At 28.1% G+C, this 23,480-nt stretch carries 19 protein-coding genes and 1 tRNA gene; 16 read left to right on the top strand and 4 right to left on the bottom strand.

Going from position 1 to position 23,480, the window contains the following annotated elements:
• The first annotated feature begins 28 nt into the window (after nt 1-28).
• The 3 genes from HMPREF9309_RS00665 (at nt 29) to HMPREF9309_RS00655 (ending at nt 2,499) form a co-directional block, all read left to right on the top strand.
• On the top strand, nt 29-880 hold the full coding sequence (locus tag HMPREF9309_RS00665) for a universal stress protein (protein ID WP_016645986.1): 852 nt from the start codon (nt 29-31) through the stop codon (nt 878-880).
• Between the two features lie 155 nt (nt 881-1,035).
• On the top strand, nt 1,036-1,710 hold the full coding sequence (locus HMPREF9309_RS00660) for a hypothetical protein (protein WP_016645985.1): 675 nt from the start codon (nt 1,036-1,038) through the stop codon (nt 1,708-1,710).
• Nucleotides 1,711-1,851: 141 nt separating this feature from the next.
• Nucleotides 1,852-2,499: a hypothetical protein gene (locus HMPREF9309_RS00655; protein ID WP_231370837.1), complete on the top strand. Its 648-nt coding sequence runs from the start codon at nt 1,852-1,854 to the stop codon at nt 2,497-2,499.
• A 789-nt stretch (nt 2,500-3,288) separates the two neighbouring features.
• On the opposite strand, the gene argH is transcribed toward HMPREF9309_RS00655, so the two are convergent.
• Genes argH through pckA form a run of 3 tightly spaced genes read right to left on the bottom strand, consistent with a single transcriptional unit; the run spans nt 3,289 to nt 7,564 of the window.
• Nucleotides 3,289-4,680: an argininosuccinate lyase gene (argH, locus tag HMPREF9309_RS00645; RefSeq protein WP_016645982.1), complete on the bottom strand. Its 1,392-nt coding sequence runs from the start codon at nt 4,678-4,680 to the stop codon at nt 3,289-3,291.
• Nucleotides 4,681-6,012: a CAP domain-containing protein gene (locus HMPREF9309_RS00640; protein ID WP_016645981.1), complete on the bottom strand. Its 1,332-nt coding sequence runs from the start codon at nt 6,010-6,012 to the stop codon at nt 4,681-4,683.
• Nucleotides 5,987-7,564 carry a phosphoenolpyruvate carboxykinase (ATP) gene (pckA, locus tag HMPREF9309_RS00635; protein ID WP_016645980.1) on the bottom strand — a complete coding sequence of 526 codons (1,578 nt, stop codon included), beginning with the start codon at nt 7,562-7,564 and terminating at the stop codon, nt 5,987-5,989. The genes HMPREF9309_RS00640 and pckA overlap by 26 nt, the downstream gene beginning before the upstream one ends.
• 235 nt (nt 7,565-7,799) lie before the next feature.
• Here pckA and HMPREF9309_RS00630 point away from each other — a divergent pair, with 235 nt between their 5' ends.
• The 5 genes from HMPREF9309_RS00630 to HMPREF9309_RS09085 all read left to right on the top strand — a co-directional run bounded on the left by HMPREF9309_RS00630 (nt 7,800) and on the right by HMPREF9309_RS09085 (nt 10,514).
• Complete coding sequence (locus tag HMPREF9309_RS00630; RefSeq protein WP_016645979.1) at nt 7,800-8,495, top strand: thiol:disulfide interchange protein DsbA/DsbL; 696 nt, start codon at nt 7,800-7,802, stop codon at nt 8,493-8,495.
• 31 nt (nt 8,496-8,526) lie between these two features.
• Entirely contained in the window at nt 8,527-9,192 is a 666-nt protein-coding gene (dsbI, locus tag HMPREF9309_RS00625) for a protein-disulfide oxidoreductase DsbI (RefSeq protein ID WP_016645978.1), read from the top strand.
• A 154-nt stretch (nt 9,193-9,346) separates the two neighbouring features.
• A complete protein-coding gene (gene atpE, locus HMPREF9309_RS00620; protein WP_016645977.1) occupies nt 9,347-9,691 on the top strand; it encodes an ATP synthase F0 subunit C in 345 nt (114 codons plus the stop codon).
• A gap of 37 nt (nt 9,692-9,728) precedes the next feature.
• Nucleotides 9,729-9,814: transfer RNA gene (locus HMPREF9309_RS00615), tRNA-Leu, on the top strand.
• Nucleotides 9,815-9,842: 28 nt separating this feature from the next.
• On the top strand, nt 9,843-10,514 hold the full coding sequence (locus HMPREF9309_RS09085; protein WP_016645976.1) for a hypothetical protein: 672 nt from the start codon (nt 9,843-9,845) through the stop codon (nt 10,512-10,514).
• A 47-nt stretch (nt 10,515-10,561) separates the two neighbouring features.
• On the opposite strand, the gene HMPREF9309_RS00605 is transcribed toward HMPREF9309_RS09085, so the two are convergent.
• Nucleotides 10,562-10,921 carry a histidine triad nucleotide-binding protein gene (locus HMPREF9309_RS00605; protein WP_016645975.1) on the bottom strand — a complete coding sequence of 120 codons (360 nt, stop codon included), beginning with the start codon at nt 10,919-10,921 and terminating at the stop codon, nt 10,562-10,564.
• A 133-nt stretch (nt 10,922-11,054) separates the two neighbouring features.
• On the opposite strand from HMPREF9309_RS00605, the gene pheS reads away from it, so the two are divergent.
• From pheS to HMPREF9309_RS00565, 8 genes are all read left to right on the top strand, one after another.
• Complete coding sequence (pheS, locus tag HMPREF9309_RS00600) at nt 11,055-12,038, top strand: phenylalanine--tRNA ligase subunit alpha (RefSeq protein ID WP_231370841.1); 984 nt, start codon at nt 11,055-11,057, stop codon at nt 12,036-12,038.
• The gene (gene pheT, locus HMPREF9309_RS00595; protein ID WP_016645973.1) at nt 12,035-14,362 is read left to right on the top strand and encodes a phenylalanine--tRNA ligase subunit beta; all 2,328 of its coding nucleotides are present in this window, start codon (nt 12,035-12,037) and stop codon (nt 14,360-14,362) included. The genes pheS and pheT overlap by 4 nt, the downstream gene beginning before the upstream one ends.
• On the top strand, nt 14,359-15,636 hold the full coding sequence (aroA, locus tag HMPREF9309_RS00590; protein ID WP_016645972.1) for a 3-phosphoshikimate 1-carboxyvinyltransferase: 1,278 nt from the start codon (nt 14,359-14,361) through the stop codon (nt 15,634-15,636). The genes pheT and aroA overlap by 4 nt, the downstream gene beginning before the upstream one ends.
• Entirely contained in the window at nt 15,626-16,453 is an 828-nt protein-coding gene (locus HMPREF9309_RS00585) for a 4-hydroxy-3-methylbut-2-enyl diphosphate reductase (RefSeq protein ID WP_016645971.1), read from the top strand. Before aroA ends, HMPREF9309_RS00585 begins: the two co-directional genes overlap by 11 nt.
• A gap of 104 nt (nt 16,454-16,557) precedes the next feature.
• Entirely contained in the window at nt 16,558-18,234 is a 1,677-nt protein-coding gene (locus tag HMPREF9309_RS00580) for a 30S ribosomal protein S1 (protein ID WP_016645970.1), read from the top strand.
• A 45-nt stretch (nt 18,235-18,279) separates the two neighbouring features.
• Nucleotides 18,280-19,860: a phosphoglycerate dehydrogenase gene (serA, locus tag HMPREF9309_RS00575; protein ID WP_231370840.1), complete on the top strand. Its 1,581-nt coding sequence runs from the start codon at nt 18,280-18,282 to the stop codon at nt 19,858-19,860.
• Nucleotides 19,860-20,732 (top strand): Ppx/GppA phosphatase family protein, encoded by an 873-nt coding sequence (locus HMPREF9309_RS00570; RefSeq protein WP_016645968.1) that lies wholly within the window; start codon nt 19,860-19,862, stop codon nt 20,730-20,732. The genes serA and HMPREF9309_RS00570 overlap by 1 nt, the downstream gene beginning before the upstream one ends.
• Nucleotides 20,729-23,461: a M16 family metallopeptidase gene (locus HMPREF9309_RS00565; protein ID WP_016645967.1), complete on the top strand. Its 2,733-nt coding sequence runs from the start codon at nt 20,729-20,731 to the stop codon at nt 23,459-23,461. Before HMPREF9309_RS00570 ends, HMPREF9309_RS00565 begins: the two co-directional genes overlap by 4 nt.
• Nucleotides 23,462-23,480: the final 19 nt, after the last annotated feature.

Below are 23,480 nucleotides of genomic sequence, written 5' to 3'. Positions count from 1 at the left end.
AAGTAAAATACATTAAAAAGGATTTAATATGGATTTTAAAAAGTTATTTTTTCCAATCGGTGGCGGAGAAGAGCTAAGAGAGAGAATTCATGCAGCTTTACTTATAAATAAGTATTTTGGATCTCATCTTAGCATTATTGCTTGCCAGCTTGATCCTGAGACTGTTTATAATACTAGAATGACTCTTAGGGGCGGAATAATGCTTGATGAGTTTTTAAGAACTGCAAAAGAGGAACTCGCTGAAGAGCAAAGCTTAAATGAAAAAATTGTAAAAGAGGAATGTAAAAAGCTTGGGATAGCATATAGCGAGGATCAGCACACTAAAAATAGTGCATTTTTAAGAAATATGCTTGGAACAAGATCTGAGCTTGTTGAAAAGCACTCTAAATATTGTGATTTAGTAGTGGCTGCAGTTCCTCCGCATGGCGTTATAACAGGTACTTTTGAAGCTTCTGTTGTAAAAAGTGGTAAGCCAGCTATTGCATTTCCAAGAAAAATGACTGAGTTTAAAACAGATAGAATTTTACTCAGCCTAACAGGCAGCACATCAAGCGCAAGAGCATTGCATAATGCACTTCCACTCATTAAAAACGCAAAAGAGGTATTTTGTATAACTTCTCAACATTATTTACAAGATGGAATGGATGAAACAAAAGGAAGAATTTTAAATTATCTTGATATTCATGGTATTAACCCTAATTTTGAAGTTGTAAAAACAGAAGGCAAAGTTCCAGGTCAAGCACTTTTAAAAGCAGCTGATAAATACGAAGTTGATATGATCGTAGCGGGTATTGACACAAATACTGGAATTAGAGAAATTTTCTTAGGTGGAGCTTCAAAATACTTCCTTGAAAATACAAAATATCCTGTAATGATGTAAATTTAATAGCCCTTTTTGGGCTATTTTATCATCTAAAATTTATTATATAAATACTTGGCAGTACTATAAAATTTTATAAAAAATTTAAAAGATAAAATAGATAAAAATATTTTATAATTTTCAAAGTTGTAAAATTGCATTGTGACGGAACTAAAATGACAAATGAAAAATCTAAAATATCGCTAAATAACAAAAGAATTTTTTTAGTAAAAGTTCAAGCTATTATATTTTTAGTTGGTATGGCTTTTGCTGTATATTTTGGTGGCTTGGATTCTGTTAATAGATATAACTATAATAAAATAGATATCTTTGACATTTTAATAGGATCTTTGCTTGAAACTGTTTTTTATAAAATATATATTTTATTTTTTTCTATAATTTTAGCTTTAAAAGCATTTTATCCTTATGATTATAAGTTATCAAAAAAGTATTTATTTGGTATATTGCTAAATTTATTACCAATTTATATTTGTCTTGTAAATTTATATACATTAAATAATTTATATGTATCTTTAAGTATTTATTTAACATGTGTATTTATTTATCTATGTTCCATCTTAGTAATGGATAAATTTTATAAGTTAATAAATGAAATTCCGCTATTTAAGTCATTTTTATATATAAATTTTTCAACGATTCTTATGGCTGTTTTATACATTGGCTTGTTGTATGATAATTATGCTATTAAAGGAAAAGAACTTGGATTTTTTATGGCATTATTAGTCGTTGTTGTCGCCATATTTTTACCACTATCAATTTGGCTATCCGTCCCAATAAATTTAATAAACGAATACAGATATTTTAAAAAAGAGTTAAATATAGGCAAATAAAATTTTTAACTGCAATGTTTTTTACAACCAAATAATAACTAAAAAGATTTATAATTTTAAAAGTCATAAATTTGTAGCATAAAAAGGAAAAAGATGCCAAATGAAAAATTTCAAATATCGCCAACTAAAAAAAGAATTTTTTTGGTTAAAGTTCAAGCTATTATATTTTTAGTTGGTATGGCTTTTGCTGTATATTTTGGTGGCTTAGAATTTATAAAAAGTCTCAATTATAGTAAGATAGATATTGTTGATATTTTAGTAGGAGCACTATTTGGAGCCTTAGTGGAAGATACTTTTCGCAAAATATATGTTTTATTTTTATCTATAATTATACTTTGTAAAATGTTTTATTTTGCAGATTCTGGCAATAAAAAACAACTTTTTTTAACATATATTTTTAGTATTTTTATCTTGTATATAGCCTCTATGAATAAAAATAATTTAATATTTGCATATATTTTATATTTTATCTCTATTTTTATTTATATTATTTTTGTGCATAAAATTAAAAAAAACTATAAAATATTGAATGAAATAAAGCTATATAAAGCATTTATTTTTATAGTTCTCCCAACAATCAGCATATTTCTACTTTGCGGAATTGATTTAATTCAGATTACTAATTTTTCTGATGAAGTACAGAATAATGGTATATTTCGTATGTTTTATGTATTTTTCTTATTGGGCTTTTTTATTATATATTTACCACTATCAATTTGGCTATCTATCCCAATAAATTTAATAAAAGAATATAGATATTTTAAAAAAGAGTTAAATATAAGCAAATAAAATTTTTAATTGTAATGTTTTTTGCAACCAAATAATAACTAAAAAGATTTATAATTTTAAAAGTTATAAATTTGTAGCATAAAAAGGAAAAAGATGTCAAATGAGAAATTTCAAATATCGCTAAATAACAAAAGAATTTTTTTGGTTAAAATACAGGTTATGATATATTTCTTGTGTATTGTTGCTGTTATATTTAGTGCATATTATTTTGGTGATGATTTGGTAATAAAATTTCAATTTTTCAAGATATATTTTTTATTTTTTATATTAATTTCTTTTTGCAAGACTTTTTATTTCGACAACATTATACAATCTAAAAAATATATGTTTATTTTATTTTTAAATTTATTATCGCTATGTTATTTATATATTATTGATGAAAATATTGTAAGTATTTCATTTTTTTTATTAAGTATTTTTTTGTTTTTATTTACAACTTATCTGATGTATAAATTTTTAAAATCAATTTCTAAAAAGGCTTTATTTAAGTCGTTTTTATATATAAATTTTTCAGTAATTTTTATGTTTATTCTACATATTGCATTGTTATATGATAAATATTCAGTTAAAACTAAAGAGCCGGAATTGTGGATTGTATTAGTATGGATAGCCGTTTATACAATTTTGCCACTATCTTTTTTACTATCAATACCTTTAAATTTAATAAGCGAATACAGATATTTTAAAAAAGAGTTAAATAAAAATTCAAATAAGATATAAAATTAAAATTCCAAAAGCACTCTTGGAATTTTAATTTATAATTTTTTTTACTTTTTTGCTTGTAAAAATTTAAATTTCATTAATTTTTAAAAACTCATCTATAAATTCAATTTGAGCTAAAACGCTTTTATTTGCTGTTCCACCAAAGCTTTTTCTAGCTTCTTTTGAGTTATGTAAGTCTAAAACTTTTAAAGCCTCTTCATCAAAAATTTCATTAACACTTTGTAATTCTTTAAGCGAAATTTGGCTTAAATCTATTCCTTTGCTTTCAGCCAATGCCACGCATTTACCAGTTATAAAATGAGCTTCTCTAAAAGGAATATTTTTTTTACTTACTAGATAATCAGCCAGATCAGTTGCACTTAAATGTCCCATTTGACAAGCTTTTTCCATATTTTCATTTTTAAATAGAGCAGTTTTTAGCATCTCATTTAATATTATTAGCGATGAAGTAGCTGTTTTTACGCTATCAAAAACTCCTTCTTTGTCTTCTTGCATATCTTTGTTGTATGCTAGTGGTAAAGACTTCATAGTAGTTAAAAGTGATATTAAATTTCCATAAACTCTACCTGTTTTTCCGCGTATTAGCTCAGCTACATCAGGATTTTTCTTTTGTGGCATTATGCTTGAACCTGTCGCAAACTTGTCGCTTATCTCAATAAATTTAAACTCTTGTGAGCTCCATAAAATAAGCTCTTCACAAAGTCTTGAAGTGTGCATAAAAACAACACTTATATTAAATAAAATTTCTAAAGCAAAATCTCTATCACTCACACTATCCATTGCATTTTGTGTTGGAGCAGTAAAATTTAATAATCTTGCTGTAATGTTTCTATTAGTTGGATGTGGTGTTCCTGCTAATGCACATGCTCCAAGTGGTAAAAAGTTATTTCTCTCAAAGCTATTTTGAAATCTTTCAAAATCTCTTTTAAACATATTTGCATAAGCTAATAGATGAAATGCAAGACTAACTGGTTGAGCATGTTGAAGATGGGTAAAGCCAGGCATTAAAGTGTTTAAATTTTTTTTAGCAATCTCATTTAATGTTTTTATCAATTTAAGCAATAAATTAGAAATTTCTTTGTTTTCATTTAAGACAAACATTCTAAAATCAAGTGCAACTTGATCATTTCTACTTCTTGCTGTGTGAAGTTTTCCACCTATTTCTTTGCCGATAATTTCACTTAGTCTTTTTTCAACAGCCATGTGAATATCTTCATCTTCTATTTTAAATTCAAATTTGTTATTTTTAATTTCATCTAAAATTTGATTTAACCCATTGCAAATTTTATCTTTTTCATCATTTGTTAAAATGCCACATTCACAAAGCATTGTAGCGTGGGCTATTGAGCCGTTAATATCTTCTTTATACAAAGCTTTATCAAAACTAATTGAAGCATTAAAATCTTCTAAAAGTTTTGAACTTGCCTCTTTAAATCTTCCTTCCCACATTTTTTGCATTTATCTTCTCCTAATTATAAAAAATAAAGCTAAAATTATAACTAAAATAACACCTAAATAAAGTTTATTTATAAAAAAACCACCAGAACTATTTGTGATATAAACAGTTATTTTTTTTCCATTATCTGTTTTTATAGTAAGTTTTGCATTTTTTGAACCACTTAAATTTATATTTATTAAATTTGTATCAACTGACTCGATAAGTGGCTTTTTCATGAATCTATATGTTGTTTTGTAGCTTGTAAAAACATCATTGCAATCATTGGGCTCAAAAAATATGCTATACCATTTATTTGCCTCAACGCCTATTTTATCGCCATCTTTTACAACAAAATATGGAAATTTAGGCGAGGATGTTTTAAAACTCCATTCCAAGTTTTTTTCTTTATTATCTTGAATGTAAGAAAATGAAACTTTATAATCTTGGTTAAACTTAAATACATCTTTTGAAAAAAATGCAAATTGAAATTCATTAAAAATAGAATTTGGATCATTTTGTTTAGTTAAAATTTTACTATTTTTAAGCTCATTTCCGTTTTCAAAAACCTTAAAACTTTTCATTTTTACAGGTTTTCTAAACTCATTAAATTCGATACTTACAGGATTTGCAGTAATTTTACACTCAGGCATTGGATCAGGAGTCTCTCTACTAAAAAATGCTTTTGTTTGGCTGGAGTTTGGAAAATAAACATATTCATTTTTATCAATTCTATTTAAAGAGTTATATTTATCTCCAGAAATTGCAACATTTTCATTTTTGCAAACTTTTGTGTAAAATTTACCATATCCATCATCAGATTTTGCCTTTTTACAAAAATCATTTAGTTTTGAATTTCCCATATTATAAACGAAATTTTGAGATTTTTCATCACCAAATTTGGCATATCCAATCTCGTTTATTTTTGTATCCAAAAAGCCAAAACGGTGATAAATCGCACTCATTAATCCATCAATTGATGCAACTTCATCTTCTGCGCCAACTGACAAATTTTCACTAATTTGCGTAAAATATCCTACACTAAAAGCTCTATCTTTTGGGGTTGTGCCTGTGAAATTTGGCAAATTTGAAACTTCATTATGCGAATCAACCTTGTTTATAAAAGTATATTTTGCATGATTTTGTGCTGAGGTTGTTAAAATATCATTTTTGGAAAGTGTGCTTAGATTTGAGTTAAGCCTTAAAGAATTTAAGTAGCTTAATGCATTATTTGAAATAACTCCACCAGTTGGTTCTAGTGGAGTTTTAAGATCTTTTTTATCATCACATGCACTTAGTAAAAAAAGCAGCGAGAGCGAAATTAAAAGCTTATAAATTTGGTCCAGCTTTTGCAAACTCAATGCCTTCTTTTACATCTTCATATCTTTTGAAATTTTCTATAAATCTTTTTGCTAAATTTAGCTTTAATTCAGCATATCTTTTTTTATCAGCCCAAGCGTTTATTGGGTTTAAAAGTTTTGTTTCAACGCCATTAAGTTCTTTTGGAATTAAAATATTAAAAATATCAAAATTTTCAAATTCGCATTTATTTATACTTCCATCTAAAATAGCATTTATGCAAGTTCTTGTGGCTTTTATGCTCATTCTTTTGCCAACGCCGTATTCACCGCCGCTCCAGCCAGTATTTACAAGATATACATTAACCTCGTGCTTATCTATTTTTTCACCTAAAAGCCTTGCATAAACTGTTGGGTGAAGTGGTAAAAATGCCTCTCCAAAACAAGCGCTAAATGTTGCAACTGGCTCAGTTATGCCTCTTTCAGTTCCTGCAACTTTTGCAGTATATCCACTTAAGAAATAATACATTGCTTGCTCTTTATTTAGCTTTGCAACAGGTGGTAAAACACCAAATGCATCTGCTGTTAAGAAGATGATATTTTTAGGATGATTTCCTTGTGAGTTTTCTTTTCTATTTTTAATGTGAGTTATTGGATAGCTTACTCTTGTGTTTTCTGTTTTACTGCCATTGCTATAGTCAACTTTCCCGTTTTCATCAGCCACAACGTTTTCTAAGAGTGCATTTCTTTTGATAGCTGCATAAATTTCAGGTTCACTTTTTGGATCTAAATTTATACATTTTGCATAGCACCCACCTTCAAAATTAAATACACCATCATCATCCCAGCCATGCTCATCATCGCCTATTAATTGTCTATTTGAATCAGTTGAAAGAGTTGTTTTTCCAGTTCCGCTAAGTCCAAAAAATAAAGCTGTATCACCATCTTTACCAATATTTGCAGAACAATGCATTGAAAGTTTGCCTTCTAGTGGAAGCCAATAATTCATCATTGAAAAAATTCCTTTTTTCATCTCTCCACCATACCATGTTCCGCCAATTACAGCGATATTTTCCTCAATATTAAAAATGACAAAAACCTCACTATTAAGACCATCTTTTTTATACTCTTCATTAACACATTTGCAAGCGTTATATACTACAAATTCAGGATGAAATTCTTTTAGCTCTGCTTCAGTTGGGCGAATAAACATATTTTTTACAAAATGTGCTTGCCACGCAACTTGAGTTACAAATCTAACATTTTTTCTGCTTGAAATACTTGCACCACAAAACGCATCTTGGATATAAATTTCTGAGTTTGAAAGTTGAGATTTTGCTTTTTTATAAAGCTTATCAAAAAGTTCTTTTGAAATAGGTTTATTGATATTTCCCCAAGCAATATACTTTTGCGATGGGTCTTGCTTCACAAAATACTTATCTTTTGGGCTTCTTCCTGTAAAAATACCTGTATCAACCATAAAAGTTCCATTATCACTTACTCTACCTTCTTTGTTTTTAACTTCATGTTTAAAAAGTTCATCATAGCTAAGATTGTGATATATCTTTTTTATGTTTGTAAGTCCGAGTTTGTCCAAGTCATTTACCATTTTTAATCCTTTTTTAATAAATTTTTTATCTTATTTTAAAAACTTTTGTGAAATTATACCTAAAAATAGTCTTTATAAGGTAAAGCAATACCTTAATTTTATAAAATTTTATGAATTTATAAATATCATTAATAAAATCAAAATAAAATTTAGGTAAATTAAATTTGACTTTTTACTAAAAATATTATAAAATGTGAGTTGAAATTTTCAAAAATAATTTTTTAAGGAGTAATAAATGAAAATATCTTCAATTTTTAAAAGTGTTGCAAAATCAATTGCTGTTTTAGCTTTAGTATTTGGCGTAGGAGCTAATGCTTTAGAAGAAGGAAAAGACTATGTTTTACTTGAAAGAGCTATTCCAAATACTGAAGGAACAGTTATAAAAGCATTTAGTTATGATTGCCCGTTTTGCTATAAGTATGATAAAGCCGTTACAAAACCAGTTATGGAAAAAGTTTCTGATATGAAATTTGTACCTTATCATTTAGCTACAAAAGGAGTTTTTGGTAAATATGGTAGCGAGGTTTTAGCTGTTGCAATCGCAAAAGATAATGCTGATGGAATAAACCTACTAGATGATAAATCAAAATTTAAAAAAGCTAAATTTGCACTTTATAAAGCTTATCACGATAAAAAAGAAAGATGGGGAGCTGATGCAAGCAATCAAGCAAATGTAGATGCGTTTTTAAATACTGCTCTTGAAGCAGCTGGTATTTCAAAAGCTGATTATGAGGCTGCTTTAAACACTGATGAAGTTAAAAATATTTTAAATTCATGGGGTATGGATAATGACGGAGATGCTTATATGATAGCTAAAGTTCAAGGTGTTCCTGCGTTTGTTGTAGATGGAAAATATCTTATTAAAACAAGTGCTATTAAGGGCATAGATCAAATGGCTGATATGATCAAAGAACTTCATAATATGAAATAGTAAATAAAATTTAACTTTAAGGATAAAATTAATGGGGTTATGGAAAAATTTTAAAAGCTCGCCAATAAATACAGTAGCAAGATGGCAAGATCAAAGATTTTTATGGCTAGTTATGTTTGTAGCTATGCTTGGTATGGTTTTATTAGCTCACAGCTTTTTTCAAAACTACTTACATATGGCACCTTGTGAACAATGTGTTTATATAAGATTTTCAATGCTTATAATGGCACTTGGTGGATTAATAGCTGCTATAAATCCAAAAAATTTAATTAACAAGTTGATAGGTTATGTTTTTGGATTTTATGGTGCACTTATTGGCATTGGATATAGTGTAAAACTTCGTGCTATTCACAAAGCTGTTCATTCAGATGATCCATTTGCTATGATGGGTATGCAAGGATGCTCAACAGATCCTAGTTTTCCTTTTGGGCTTCCACTTGCAGAGTGGGCACCTGATTGGTTTAAGCCAACTGGGGATTGTGGATATGATGCACCGGTTATTCCAGATGATGTTACATTAAGCTCAATTCAGGAATTTTTTACAAATCTTTATAGTGAGGGTTGGTATCTTATCCCATCTATGAAATTTGCTGATATGGCAACTTGTACATTATTGGCTTATGTTGTTGCATTTGTGCTTTTAGCTGTAATGTTTATTTGCTGGATAATAAACTTATTAAAAGCTAAAAAAGCATAAAATTAAGCGAGTGCATATTAATTGCACTCGCAATTTCTCAATTTTTAATCAAACTAAAAGCTTATTTTTTGTAAAATTACACGTTTAAAGTTTTCTAAGTAGGGGTAATGATCCGAAAAGGCTTTAAATAAAATAAATTTTTAAGGATTATCATATGAAAAAACTATTTTTTCTTATGTTCGCATTAGTTGGCTTTGCTTTTGGAGCTGACAATGAGCTACTTGGCTCATATACAACTATAACTGCTTGCTCAGTTATTGGTGGTTCTATTGTTTTAGGAATTGCTGCATTAGGCGGTGCTTTAGGTATGGGAAATGCTGCTTCTGCAACTATTTCAGGAATAGCAAGAAACCCAAGCGTTTCTAACAAGCTTTCAACTACAATGTATATTTCTTTGGCTATGATAGAAGCTCAAGTTATTTATGCACTTGTAATTTGCTTTATTTTGCTTTTTGCAAACCCATTTGTTACAGACGCACTAAAAGCTGTAGCTAACTAATTTTTTACCCTGATTTTTCAGGGTAACTTCCTTTTATGCGATCATGGTGGAACTGGTAGACACGCTATCTTGAGGGGGTAGTGAGCTACGCTCATGCGAGTTCAAGTCTCGCTGATCGCACCATTAAAGAAACTTTTAGGCAAGGTTCGATATGTTTAAAAATACTTCAAAAAAATCACAAAACGATGAAAATTTAAAATCAAAAATTTTAACCGCAAAGGATATATCTGAAATTCTAGAACGTAAATTTTCAGCAAGCCAGATTAATCAAGTTTTTGTTGATATGAGTCTGGCTGAAAAATATGGTAAAGGCTACAAGATTACCAAAAAAGGTGAAAAATTTGGTGGAATTCAAAAAAACTATATGGGAAATTTCTATGTATGCTGGGATGAAAAAATTTTAAAAAATGAGCTGTTTTTAAAAATGCTAAGAAATGATGAGGGAAAAGATAAAATAACCGATGAAGAAGAGCGAAATTTTAGGGAAAAATTTAAAGCAAAGTATAGAACAAAAAGTGGGCATTTTGTAAGAAGTAGAGCTGAAGTAATTATAGCTGATTGGCTATATAGTGAATTTATCTGTTTTGCTTATGAAAAAATGGTTCCAATAAAAGAGGATATGTATTGTGATTTTTACTTGCCAAAAGAAGATATTTATATTGAGTTTTGGGGATATGAAGAAGATAGTAAATACCTAAATAGAAAAAATAAAAAAATAAAACATTATAAAGAAAATAACTTAAATTTAATAGAAATTGATAATGAGGCTATAAATAATATTGATGATTTTTTGCCAAAAGAGATACTAAATTTTAAAAAATAAGCGACTAATAATATTGATTTAAAGCCTAAATTTAGGCTTTAAATTTTCTAAAACTCATCTTTTGCGTTAAATCCTGCTGAATTATCCCATGCAAGCTTTGCACCTGCAAGCAAATGAAAATGAAGATGCATAACTTCTTGTCCGCCATTTTCACCGCAGTTATTTATAAGCCTATATCCTGTTTTATCAACACCCATTTTTTTAGCAACTTCTTGGATAAATTCAGTCATTTTAACCATAATTTTTGGATCTGTTTCTTGAAAGTTTTTATAACATTTTTTTGGGATTATTAATATATGGATTGGAGCTTTTGGGTTTATATCGTGAAATGCCAAAAATTCATCATTTTCTAAAACTTTATTACTAGGAATTTCTCCATCAACTATTTTTTCAAAAATATTTTTCATGACAATACCTTTTTTGTAAATTTAGGGTATTATAACCAAAATTACGGAATTTAGGAGAAATTTTACTTTTAATTTAAACAAATTTAGATAAAATCTACAGAAATATTTATCACAAGGAATAAAAGTGGATGAAATGATGTCAAAGATTTATTCATCAAAAACGCTTGATGAATTAGATGAGATTAGAGTTAAACTTTTTGGAAAAAAGGGGCTAATTACCGCTGAGTTTTCAAAAATAAAAGATTTAAAAGCGGATGAAAAAAAAGAATTTGCACAAAAACTAAATGAAAAAAAAGAGACTTTAAATAGTGCAATTTTAGAAAAAAAGCATGAACTTGAAAATTTGAAGCTGCAAGAGAGGATGAAAAAAGAAGCTATTGATGTTACGCTTTTTGATGAAGGTCTAAATATCGGAGCCTTACATCCTATAACAATAACAATGGATAAAATAATTGAGTATTTTTTATCTCAAAATTTCAGTATTGAAAATGGACCTTTAATTGAAGATGACTTTCATAATTTTGAAGCTTTAAATTTGCCGAAATACCATCCAGCGCGCGATATGCAAGATACATTTTACACATCAGATAATAATCTTTTAAGAACTCATACAAGTCCAGTTCAAATTAGAACTATGCAAAATGAAAAGCCACCTATTAGGATGATAGCGCCTGGAGCTGTTTTTAGAAGAGATTTTGATCTTACTCATACGCCTATGTTTCATCAAATAGAAGGATTAGTTGTTGAGAAAGGGAATAAGGTAAACTTTGCAAATTTAAAATATATTTTAGAAAATTTTTTACGATATATGTTTGGTGATGTAAAAGTAAGGTTTAGACCTAGTTTTTTCCCATTTACTGAGCCATCTGCTGAAGTAGATATAAGTTGTATATTTTGCAAAGGACATGGCTGTAGGGTTTGTTCAAACACAGGCTGGTTAGAGGTTTTAGGTAGTGGTGTGGTAGATCCTAATGTTTTTAAATTTGTTGGATATGAAGATGTGAGTGGATATGCTTTTGGTCTTGGAGTAGAAAGATTTGCCATGCTTTTACACGGTGTGCCTGATTTAAGGTCGTTGTTTGAAGGAGATATTAGATTATTGGAGCAATTTAAATGATAGTAACTAGAAATTGGTTGCAAGAATGGATAGATATTTCACAAATAAATAGTGAAAAATTAGTTAAAATTTTAAATGAAATTGGTTTAGAAGTTGATAGTTATAATGAGATAAGATTGCCACAAAAAGTGGTTATTGGATATGTAAAAAGTAAAAGAGCTCATGAAAACTCTGATAAATTAAATATTTGTGAAGTTGATGTAGGAAGTGAAATTTTACAAATTGTTTGTGGTGCTAAAAATGTAGAAACCGGTCAGTATGTCGCAGTAAGTCTAATTGGGGCGACATTGCCAAATGGCCTTAAGATAAAGCCTGCAAAATTAAGAGGAGTTGATAGTTTTGGTATGATTTGTTCAGCTACAGAACTTGGGCTTCCAAAGCTAAATGATGGCATTATGGTTTTAGATAATAGCATAGGTGATGTTGTTATTGGAAGAGAGCTTTGCAAATATCCACTTTTAAATGATGATATTATTGAGATAGGTCTTACACCAAATAGGGGTGATTGTCTTAGTATTTATGGTGTTGCAAGAGATTTAAGTGCTGCTTTAGATATTTCTTTAAAACCACTTTCATACAGCGATCAAGATGGTCTTTTGGGCATTGGAAGACTTTTAGGAATTCATTCTAATGAAAAAATAAATAGTTTTTTTGAATATAAAGCTTTCAGCATAGAAAAAGAGTTAAAACTTGATTTAATGAAGTCTTTAAGGATAAATTTCGCAGGAATTTCAAAAGGCAGCGTAACTGAAAATTTACTAGCTTATGCAACTTACTCAACTGGAGTTTTACTTAGAGCTTATGATGGGCAAAAGCTTAAAAATAAAGACGATAAGGTTATGCTTGAAATAAGATCTGAAAAATTTGGAAACTCAAGTGTTTATGAAAACAACCAATTTGTTTCTTTAGCGGGAATTTCACAAGATGATAAATTTAAAATAGATGATAACTCAAAACTAGTGATAATAGAGGCAAACTATACAGATCCAAAAATAATAGCCACAGCAACTAATGAAAATAAAGAGTTAAAAGGTGATGAGCATATCTATAGAGCAGTTAGAGGAAGTGAGCCAAAGCTCAGCGTTGGGCTTGAGTATTTATGTAGTATTATCTCAAAAAATGATAGTATAAATTTATACAGTGGCACCCAAAAAGTAAAACCTATAAAAGAACCAAAAACTGTAATTTTCAGTGCTGAACAAATTAACAACATCATAGGAAAAGAAATTTTAAGAAATGATGCAGTTAAAATTCTTAAAAAACTTGGATTTGAAATTGGAATAGAGCAAGATTTAATAAATGCAAAAGTGCCTTTATTTAGACATGATATTGAAAATGTTTATGATATAGCAGAAGAAATAGTTAGAATAGTTGGCATTGATAATATTCCTTCAAAACCACTTATGTTCAATGAACAAAATAGAATAAACAACTATTTTAAAGAGTATAAAAACAAAAAAAATCTAAAAAGAAAAGCTTGCGATAATGGTTTTTTTGAGTGTATTCATTACATTTTTGACAGCGAAGAAGAGCTTTTAAAATTTGGCTTTAAAAAGTGCAAAACACAAATTTTAAATCCTATAACAAGTGATTTAAATGCTCTTAGACCAACTTTAATAAATCACTTATTAAAATCAAGCGTAAGAAACTATAAAAACTCTCAAAGATCAATTAAGCTTTTTGAAATAGGAGCTGTTTTTGATGAAAATACAAAACAAAGTGATAAAGTTGCCTTTTTAATGAGTGGACTCATAAATGAAGCAAGTTTATTAAATACTCAAAAGCCAAAAGAGATAGATTTTATAACTTTTGCTTCAAAAGTACAAAATGTAATTGGTAAATTTAGTTGCAAAGTACCAAATAACGCAATTTCTTATTTAAATAAATTTGAACAAGCTCAAATTATTCAAGATAAAAAAGTAATTGGATATATTGGAAGGGTTGATTTAAGTATTGAAAACGAGCTGGAATTACCTAAAACATACATTTGCGAGATTAATTATGAAGATCTTAAATTTGATGATATTGTAGCTAAGGCATATTCTAAATTTCCAAGCATTGGCAGAGATTTAAGTTTAATCATCCCTAAAAATATGCGCTACGAAGAAGTTAGAGAAGTTTTAAAATCTATAAAAACTAAAAATTTAAAATCTTTCAATTTGGTTGACATTTACAGTGATGAGAGCTTAAAAGATTTCAATAGTGTAACTATTAAATTTGTATTTCAAAGCATGGAAGAAACTTTAGAAGATAGTGAAATTTCGAAAGAACTTGATGAAATTTTAAAAGTTTTAAAAGAAAAATTAAATGTTGGTATAAGATGAAAATTTATGCTTTAAAAACCCCTATAATTGGCGAGCTTTCAAATATAGCTTTTGATAAGTCTATTTCACATAGAAGTGCTATTTTTTCACTTTTAAGTGATAAAGTTTCGGTTATTAAAAACTATCTTTTTGCTGATGATACAAATGCAACTTTAGAGATAATTAAACTTCTTGGTGCAAAAATTGAAATTTCAAAAAATCTAGTAAAAATAACCCCTCCAAAAGAGATAAAAGAACCAAATCAAATTCTAGATTGTAAAAACTCAGGCACTGCGATGAGAATTTTAATGGGGTTATTGGCTAGCAAAAATGGTTTTTTTATTTTAAATGGGGATAAATATTTAAACCAAAGACCAATGAAAAGAGTTACAAAACCATTATGTGAAATAGGAGCGAGCATAGATGGAAGAGATAATGGCGATAAAGCACCACTTTGCATAAGAGGAAACAAGCTAAAATATTTTGAATATGAAAGTAAAATTGCCTCAGCGCAAGTAAAATCTTCTTTAATTTTGGCTGCACTTAATTCAAATGGATGCAAATTTAAAGAACCTGAGTTAAGCCGCGATCATAGTGAAAAAATGCTTATTTCAATGGGTGCTGACATTAAAAGAGATGGTCTTAGCATAGATGTAAATCCTCTTAAAAATGCATTAAAACCACTAAATATTGAGGTTCCAAATGACCCAAGTTCAGCTTTTTATTTTGCCGTTGCAGCATCAATCATACCTGATTCACATATTGTTTTGAAAAATGTTTTGCTTAATAAAACTAGAATTGAAGCCTATAAAGTTTTAGAAAAAATGGGTGCTAATATTGAGTTTATTCAAACACAAAATGATTATGAAAAAATCGGAGATATAAAGGTTAAATTTGCAAAATTAAAAGCTATTGAAGTAAAAGAAAATATTTCTTGGTTAATTGATGAAATTCCAGCCTTAGCCATTGCATTTGCGTGTGCTAATGGAAAAAGCATTATAAAAAATGCAAAAGAGCTAAGAGTAAAAGAGTGTGATAGAATCGCTGTTATGGTTAGTGGATTAAGAGCATGTGGGCTTGAGGTTAGTGAGTTTGAGGATGGATTTAGTGTTGTATCAAAAGGTGAATTAAAACCTGCCATAATTGATAGTTTTGGTGATCACAGAATTGCTATGAGTTTTGCAATTTTAGGTTTAAAAAGTGGAATGATAATAGAAGATGATGAGTGCATAAACGCATCTTTTCCAAATTTTAAAGAAATTTTAAAAAGTCTTGGAGTAAGTGTTGAAAATTGAACTTGCTGATAGTTATGGATTTTGTTTTGGTGTAAAAAGAGCTATAAGAATCGCTGAAAATACAAAAGATAGTGCGACTTATGGCGAGCTTATTCATAATGCTGAAGAGATAAAAAGACTAAAAGAGCATTTTAATGTAAAAACATTAAATACAATGCAAGATTTAGAAAATGAAAATAGTATTATTATAAGAACTCATGGCATTACAAAAAAAGACTTAGATACTTTTAAATCTCAAAATAAAAAGATAATTGATGCAACTTGCCCATTTGTTTCTAAGCCTCAAAACATTGTTGAAAAAATGAGCAAAGAGGGTTATGATATTGTTATTTTTGGTGATAAAAATCATCCCGAAGTAAAAGGTATTATGAGTTATGCACTAAAAAATGTTTTTGTTATTTTAAGTACAGATGAACTTATAGATAAAAAAATTTCAAACAAAGTAGCAGTTGTTTCACAAACAACAAAAAAAGTTGAAGAATTTGCAAAAATAGTCTCTTATTTAATAACCAGATCAAAAGAAGTAAGAGTTTTTAATACAATTTGCAATGCTACTTTAGAAAATCAAAAAGCTGTAGAAAAGCTTGCAAAAAAAGCCGATGTAATGATAATAATTGGCGGAAAAAACTCATCAAATACAAAACAACTTTATTTAATATCAAAACAAATTTGTTCTGATAGTTACCATATAGAAAATGAAAGTGAGTTAAAAAAAAAGTGGTTTAAAGGCAAAAATTTATGTGGCATAAGTGCAGGAGCAAGCACGCCTGATTGGATTATAAAAAATGTTTCAAACAAAATAAAAGAGCTTTCATAAAAATCTAAATTGCATTATTTTAATAAGAATTAAAGCATAATTTAACTAAAATTAAGTCTTAATTTATTCTGCCGTGAATAAAAATTACATTTAAAGGGAAAAAAATGGCTGAGGTGAACGAGAAAGAAGTTCAAAATACTATAGGTGAGGAATTTGAAGATTTTGAATCTATGTTAGAAGAGTCTTTAGAAAAGACTTCAGGTGGTGGTGTTACAAAAGGCATCGTTGTTGCTATAAAAGGTGAAGACGTTTTTGTTGATGTTGATAGAAAAACAGAAGGCGTTTTAAAAGCGTATGAAGTAACTGACAAAGATGGAAATATAACTGTAAAACCAGGCGATGAAATAGAAGTCATCATCACAGGAAACAGAGGTGGAAAACCACTTGTTTCATTTGAAAAAGCAAAAAGAGTTAAAAAAGTAGCTGAGTTTATTGAAAATTTTGATGAAAACAATGAAGTAGATGTTGAAGCTAAAATTGTTTCAAAAAATAGAGGCGGATATATTTGTGTAAACAAAGATGGTGTTGAGTTCTTTATGCCAAGATTACAAAGTGCTTTAAGAGATTCTAACTCTTTAATTGGAAAAACTTACAAAGCAAGAGTTTTTAAAATAGATAAAGAAAATAGTGCTATTTTGATATCTAGAAAAAAGATTCTAGATGAAGAAAGAAAAGTAAAAAAAGAAGTTTTAGATCAAATTTCTCAAACAACAGATGTCATTGAAGGTGTGGTTAAAAAAATTACAACTTATGGAATGTTTGTTGATGTTGGTGGTGTTGATGGACTTGTTCATTATAGTGAAATAAGCTACAAAGGCCCTGTTAATCCAAGCACTTTATTTAAAGAAGGCGATAAAGTTCCAGTTAAAGTATTAAGCTATGATAAAGAAAAAAAGCATCTTTCACTTTCTATTAAGGCTGCAATGCCAGATCCGTGGCTTGAGCTTGCAGAAAGCGGACTTGCTACTGGCGATGTTATAAAAGTAGTTGTTAATAACATAGAGCCTTATGGTGCATTTGTGGATTTAGGAAATGATATAGAGGGATTTTTACACATTAGTGAAATTTCATGGGATAAAAACATTCAAAATCCAAAAGATTTCATAAATGAGGGTGATGAAATAAATGTTGAAGTTATAGAAATAGATACTGAAAAAAGAAAACTTAGAGTAAGTCTTAAAAATTTACTAGAAAAGCCTTTTGATGAGTTTAAGAAAAACTATAAAGTAGGCGATGTTGTAAAAGGAAGTGTGGTAACTATAACTAAATTTGGTGCATTTATTAAAATAGGCACAGTTGAAGGTCTTTTAAGAAACGAAGATGTTTCTTGGGATAGAAATGAAACTTGCAAAGATTTATTAAAAGTTGGTGATGAGGTTGAAGTAAAAATAACTTCAATTGATACAAAAGAAGATAAGATTTCTCTAAGCAAAAAAGATTTAGAAGATAGCCCAATTGCAAAATATGCCGCTAGTCACAAAGTTGGTGACATAGTAAAAGGAACAATAAGAAATATTAAAGATTTTGGTTTATTTGTTGAGCTTGAAGAGGGCGTTGATGCACTTTTAAGAAAAGAAGATGTTTCTAATGTTGAAGATTTAAAAGTTGGCGATGAGATAGAATCAGCAATTGATTATCTTGATACTAAAAGAAATAGAATTAGATTAAGTGTAAAAAGACTTTCAAGGCAGAAAGAAAGAGCTGTTTTAAATGAAATAAATAGCGAAAATGATGATAATATAACTATTGGAGATCTTATAAAAGAGCAACTTCATAATTAATTCTAGGCACTTTTTAAGTGCCTATTTTCTACATAAAGGTGTAAAATCATGAACAAAATAATCGTATGCGATGCAATCAATGAAGCTGGATTTGAAATTCTAGCAAAAGAAAAAGACATAGAAGTAGTTGATGCTACAAATGTTCCAAAAGATGAGCTTTTAAATTTATTAGTTGATGCTGATGTTGCTATAACTAGAAGTCCAACTGAAATAAGTGAGCCTTTTTTAAATGCTGGTAAAAAACTCAAAGCAGTTGTAAGAGCTGGTGTTGGGGTTGATAATGTTGATATTGATGGATGTTCAAAAAGAGGAATAATTTTGATGAATGTTCCAACAGCAAACACAATTGCAGCAGTTGAAATGACAATGTGTCATCTTTTAAACGCGGCTAGAAAATATGTAAATTCTTGCAATGATTTAAAAATAAATAGAATTTGGAAAAGAGAAAAATGGTATGGAACTGAGCTTTATGGAAAAACATTAGGCATAATAGGCTTTGGAAATATCGGCTCAAGAGTAGGAGTTAGATCACTTGCTTTTGGCATGAAAGTAATAGCTTATGACCCATACATCGAACCATCAAAAGCAAAGGATTTAGGCGTTGGTTATACTTCAAATTTAGATGATATTTTAAAATGTGATTTTATAACTATCCATACTCCAAAAACAGCTGAAACAACAAATATGATAGATGAGGCTGAAATTGCAAAAATGAAAGATGGAGTAAGGATTGTAAACTGCGCAAGAGGTGGTTTAATCAACGAAGATGCACTTTTAAAAAATTTGAAAAATGGCAAGATTGCTTATGCAGGAATTGATGTTTTTGTAAAAGAGCCTGCAACAGATCATCCTTTGCTTGATATTGAAAACTTAACCGCAACCCAACATCTTGGAGCAAATACAGTTGAATCACAAAAAAATATAGCTGTTCAAGCAGCCGATCAAGCAATAAGTGCTCTTAGAGGAATTTGTTATCCAAATGCTTTAAATTTACCTATAAAAACAGAAGATATTCCAAATGAAATAAAACTTTATTTAGATTTAATTTCAAAGATGTCATATCTTGCAACACAAATTAATAAAAATCCTATCAAAAATATCAAAATAGAAGTTTCATCAAATTTGAAAAAATATTTAGATCCAATGCTTACTTTCGCATTAGTAGGCGCATTAAAAACTCAACTTGGTGATAGTATAAATTATGTAAATGCCAAGTTTGTAGCTGATGAGCGAGGTATAAAAACAGAAGCCGTTGTTACATCAAGCCTAAATTTAAAAAGTTTAGTTACTGTTAAAGTTATAACTGATGAAGAAGTTACTACTTTTAGCGGTGTTGTGTTTGGGGAAAATGAAGAAAGAATTGTAAATATTAATGGCTTTAAAACTGACTTTAAGCCAAAAGGTAAGATGATTTTCTTAAAGAATAAAGATATCCCAGGATTTATCCGTGATATCAGTGCAATTTTGGCAAAAGAAAATATTAACATTGCTGATTTTAGACTTGGCCGTGGTGAGGAAAAAGACGCTTTAGCTGTTGTTTTAGTTGATGAAGATATAAACAGTGAAATATTAAAAGAGTTAAATAGCGTTGAAGCTTGTATCTGGGCAAGATACGCAAATGTTTGATGAATAAAGACTGTTTGGTTGGAGTTGATTTAGGCTCAAACAGTTTAAAAATTTCTTTGATGAATGCCAAATTTGAAGTTTTAAAAACTGATGAATTTGGCATTCAAAGTGCTTTTGGCTTAAAAGAAAATTTAAGCGATACCGCTAAAAATAAAATCATACTTGCTTTAGAAAAAATATCAAAAAATTATGATTTAAAAAATGCTTTGGCTGTTGCAACCGAAGCTTTTAGAGTTGCAAAAGATAGTGGTGAGTTTTTTAAATTATTAAATGATAAGTTTGGTATAAAATTTGAAGTAATAAGCTCTTTAAGGGAGTGTGAGCTAACAAAACTTGCAGTTTATAAAAGATGTGAAATGCTTGGCATTAATATTAGCAGTCTTGCTATAGTTGATCTTGGTGGGGCTAGTTGTGAAATTGTGCTTGATGAAAAATTTAAAAGCTTTAAATTTGGAATCATAAAAGTTTTTAATAATTTTTTAAATTTAGAAAATATAGAAAAAAATTCAAAATTTATAACAAAAGAAGCAAATGAGTTTTTAAAAAATTTAAAACCAAAAAATATTGTCTTAAACTCTACTATTTCAAAAAAACTACTAAATTTAAAACAAAATTATAAAAATTCAAAAATTTTAGAATTTGATGATTTTAAAAAACTTAAAAAACTTATTTTAAATAATACAAAATCACATCTTAAAAACTCAGATGGGCAAGCCATGGACAGTCAAATTTTAAGTGAAAGAAATTTGCTACTTTGTGGAATTTATCTTTATGAAAATATTTTAAAAGATTTTGATAATTTTATAATTATTGATTATGGTTTAAAAGAAGGTGTTATTATAGAAAAAATTTTAAAAAAGGAAAATTTATGAAAAAAATTATTCTCATTTTATCCATTTTTTTATCTATTTGTTTTGGTTTTGAAAACGATGAAAATCTAAAAATAGGCAAATTAGATAATGGATTTTCATACTATCTTTATAAAAATCAAACTCCAAAAGATAGCATTAGTTTAATCCTTTATTTCAAGGTTGGATCAAGTGATGAGCTTGAAAATGAAAAAGGGATTGCTCATTTTGTCGAACATATGGCATTTAATGGTACAAAAGATTATACAAAAAATGACCTTATTAAAGCACTTGAGAGTTTAGGAGTAAAATTTGGAGCTGATTTAAACGCTGCAACTAGTTTTAATGAAACTATTTATAAACTTGATATAAAAAAAGAAAATTTAGATAAGGCATTGAGTGTTTTATCAAATATGGGCTTTAAGGCTTTGTTTGAAAAAGATGATTTAGAAGCTGAAAAAGGGGTAATCATCGAAGAAGAAAGAAATAGAAAAAATGCCTATGTTAGAATAATGAATCAAGGATTAAAATATTTTTATCCAGATAGTATTTATGCAAGTAGACTTCCAATTGGCGATATGAATATAATAAAAAATGCAACTCCAGCTCTTTTAAAAGGGTTTTATAATAAATTTTACACTCCAAATAATGCAAAATTAATAATAGTTGGAGATTTTAATGAAAACGAAGCCAAAACTCTCATAAAAAAGTATTTTGATAATATAAAAAATAGTGATTTTACAAAAAGAGTGGATAAAAATATAGGTTATTTTAAAGATCTTGTTATTTTTAATCCAAACGATGAAGATATAGCAAATAATTCAGTTTCTATAATGTTTGAGGATACTCCTTATAAAATAAACAGCATTGAAAATTTGGAAAAAGACTATAAAAATAGATTTATTTCAAAAATGTTTTCTTTGCTAAACGAAAAAAGAAAGTCCAAAAGCAAGACGCTTTTAACCACAAATTATTATGATATAAATTTATATAATTTAAAAAAACTAAACTCATTTTATGCAACAGTTATAAAAGATGATGTTAATGCTAGTTTAAGTGAGCTTATTTCAATTATTAAAACAGTTCAAAAAAATGGCTTTAATAAAGATGATTTTTTAATTGCAAAAAAAGAACTTTTAGCACAAAATTTAGCAAATTTTGAAAAAAAACAAAAAAGATATAATTCTGAAATAATTTCTGAAATTTTAAATTTAATAGAAGATGACACAACTTTTTTAAGTCCAAAAGATGAAAAAGAAATAAGTCAAAATATTATTGATAAAATAACTCTTGATGAGATAAATAAAGAGTTTAAAAAAAGTATTTCAAGTAGTGGAGTTTTAGTAAATTTAACAACAAAAAAACCTATTTCTTTAAGCAAAGATGAGTTTAAAATTTTGCAAGAAAATGCTCAAATTTTAAAAGATGATAGTCTAAATTTACCTAAAGTCATTTTAGAAAAAAAGTTAGCAAATAAATCTCCAATAAGCTCTAGTGTCGATAAAAATTTAATATATAAATTTGAGTTTGAAAATGGTGCAAAAGTCTATTTTAAAGAGGTAAATACAAATAAAGATACCATTTATTTTAAAGCTTTTAAAAAAGGCGGTCTTACAAATTTTGATGATATTATAAATCTTAACTTTGCTATAAATATTTCAAATGGAAGTGGAATTGGTAAGTTTAACGATTATGAGGTTAGGAAAATAACAGCTGGACAGATGTTTGAATATAAAAAATTTATCGATAAAACATCTTTAGGGTATATTGGAAATGCTCAAGTTAAAGACTTTGAAAATTTGTTAAAAGCATTTTTTACTGATTTTGAAAATCCAAAAATAGATGATGAGTATCTTAAAAGATATCAAACATTAGCACTTGATCTATTGGCTAAAAATTTAAATCATCCAGATTATAAATTTGAAAAAGAGTTTAATGAGTTTTATTTTAACAACTCCTATAAAATGCGTTTTTCAAGTAAGGATGATATTTTAAATTTAGATAAAAATAACTTAGAAAATATGCTAAAAAAAGCTTTTCTAAACGCAGGAGAGTATGATTTTGTATTTGTAGGAGATATGAGCCCAAAAGAATTTATTAAAATTTCTAAAAACTATATCGGAAATTTAAGTACAGATAAAAATCAAACTTTTATAAAAGATGATGGCATCCGTCAAATTTTAGGAAGAAAAAATTTTACAAGAAAATATTTGCAAGAAAACTCATCTAAAAATAGTATTTTTATAAATAGTTATGATCTTAAATACACACCTAAAAATGCACTTGCATTAAGCCTTGGAACAGATATTTTAAATATACTTTTAAGAGAAAAAATAAGAGAAGAAGATTCTATGGTTTATGGAATTTATGCTCACAACGAGCTTCAAAATAAGCCTTACAAAAAAGCAAGTATAAGTATTTATTTTACAAGCGATGTAAAAAACATAAACACAATAGTCAAAAATGTTAAAAATACAATAAATTTATTAAAAACTTCTTACGATGATGAAAAAGAGCTTAAAAGTGTAAAACTTGCTTTAAAAGTAAAACTAGAAAAACTTTATCAAACCCCAAATTTTTGGCTAAATCAGTTAAGTCAAGATTTGCTTTATAAAAATTATTTTTACAACTATGATGAGATGATGAGTTTAATTGATAGCATAACTTTAAATGATATAAAAAGAGTTGTAAATTTGGCATATAATTTAGATAATTTCATCGTTAAATCAAATATTTATAAAGGCGCAAAATAGTAAATTTGGAGTTTTTTAC

Source organism: Campylobacter ureolyticus ACS-301-V-Sch3b (assembly GCF_000413435.1).
Classification (GTDB): Bacteria; Campylobacterota; Campylobacteria; order Campylobacterales; family Campylobacteraceae; genus Campylobacter_B; species Campylobacter_B ureolyticus_A.
Note: the sequence above shows the minus strand (reverse complement) of the source record. Positions and strands in the feature narration are given on the sequence as shown.

Excerpts from the sequence above, each read along its gene's own strand:
- HMPREF9309_RS00665 (WP_016645986.1), top strand. The coding sequence starts at position 29 with ATGGATTTTAAAAAGTTATTTTTTCCAATCGGTGGCGGAGAAGAGCTA.
- HMPREF9309_RS00660 (WP_016645985.1), top strand. The coding sequence starts at position 1,036 with ATGACAAATGAAAAATCTAAAATATCGCTAAATAACAAAAGAATTTTT.
- argH (WP_016645982.1), bottom strand. The coding sequence starts at position 4,680 with ATGCAAAAAATGTGGGAAGGAAGATTTAAAGAGGCAAGTTCAAAACTT.
- pckA (WP_016645980.1), bottom strand. The coding sequence starts at position 7,564 with ATGGTAAATGACTTGGACAAACTCGGACTTACAAACATAAAAAAGATA.
- HMPREF9309_RS00630 (WP_016645979.1), top strand. The coding sequence starts at position 7,800 with ATGAAAATATCTTCAATTTTTAAAAGTGTTGCAAAATCAATTGCTGTT.
- dsbI (WP_016645978.1), top strand. The coding sequence starts at position 8,527 with ATGGGGTTATGGAAAAATTTTAAAAGCTCGCCAATAAATACAGTAGCA.
- atpE (WP_016645977.1), top strand. The coding sequence starts at position 9,347 with ATGAAAAAACTATTTTTTCTTATGTTCGCATTAGTTGGCTTTGCTTTT.
- HMPREF9309_RS09085 (WP_016645976.1), top strand. The coding sequence starts at position 9,843 with ATGTTTAAAAATACTTCAAAAAAATCACAAAACGATGAAAATTTAAAA.
- HMPREF9309_RS00605 (WP_016645975.1), bottom strand. The coding sequence starts at position 10,921 with ATGAAAAATATTTTTGAAAAAATAGTTGATGGAGAAATTCCTAGTAAT.
- pheS (WP_231370841.1), top strand. The coding sequence starts at position 11,055 with ATGATGTCAAAGATTTATTCATCAAAAACGCTTGATGAATTAGATGAG.
- pheT (WP_016645973.1), top strand. The coding sequence starts at position 12,035 with ATGATAGTAACTAGAAATTGGTTGCAAGAATGGATAGATATTTCACAA.
- aroA (WP_016645972.1), top strand. The coding sequence starts at position 14,359 with ATGAAAATTTATGCTTTAAAAACCCCTATAATTGGCGAGCTTTCAAAT.
- HMPREF9309_RS00580 (WP_016645970.1), top strand. The coding sequence starts at position 16,558 with ATGGCTGAGGTGAACGAGAAAGAAGTTCAAAATACTATAGGTGAGGAA.
- HMPREF9309_RS00570 (WP_016645968.1), top strand. The coding sequence starts at position 19,860 with ATGAATAAAGACTGTTTGGTTGGAGTTGATTTAGGCTCAAACAGTTTA.
- HMPREF9309_RS00565 (WP_016645967.1), top strand. The coding sequence starts at position 20,729 with ATGAAAAAAATTATTCTCATTTTATCCATTTTTTTATCTATTTGTTTT.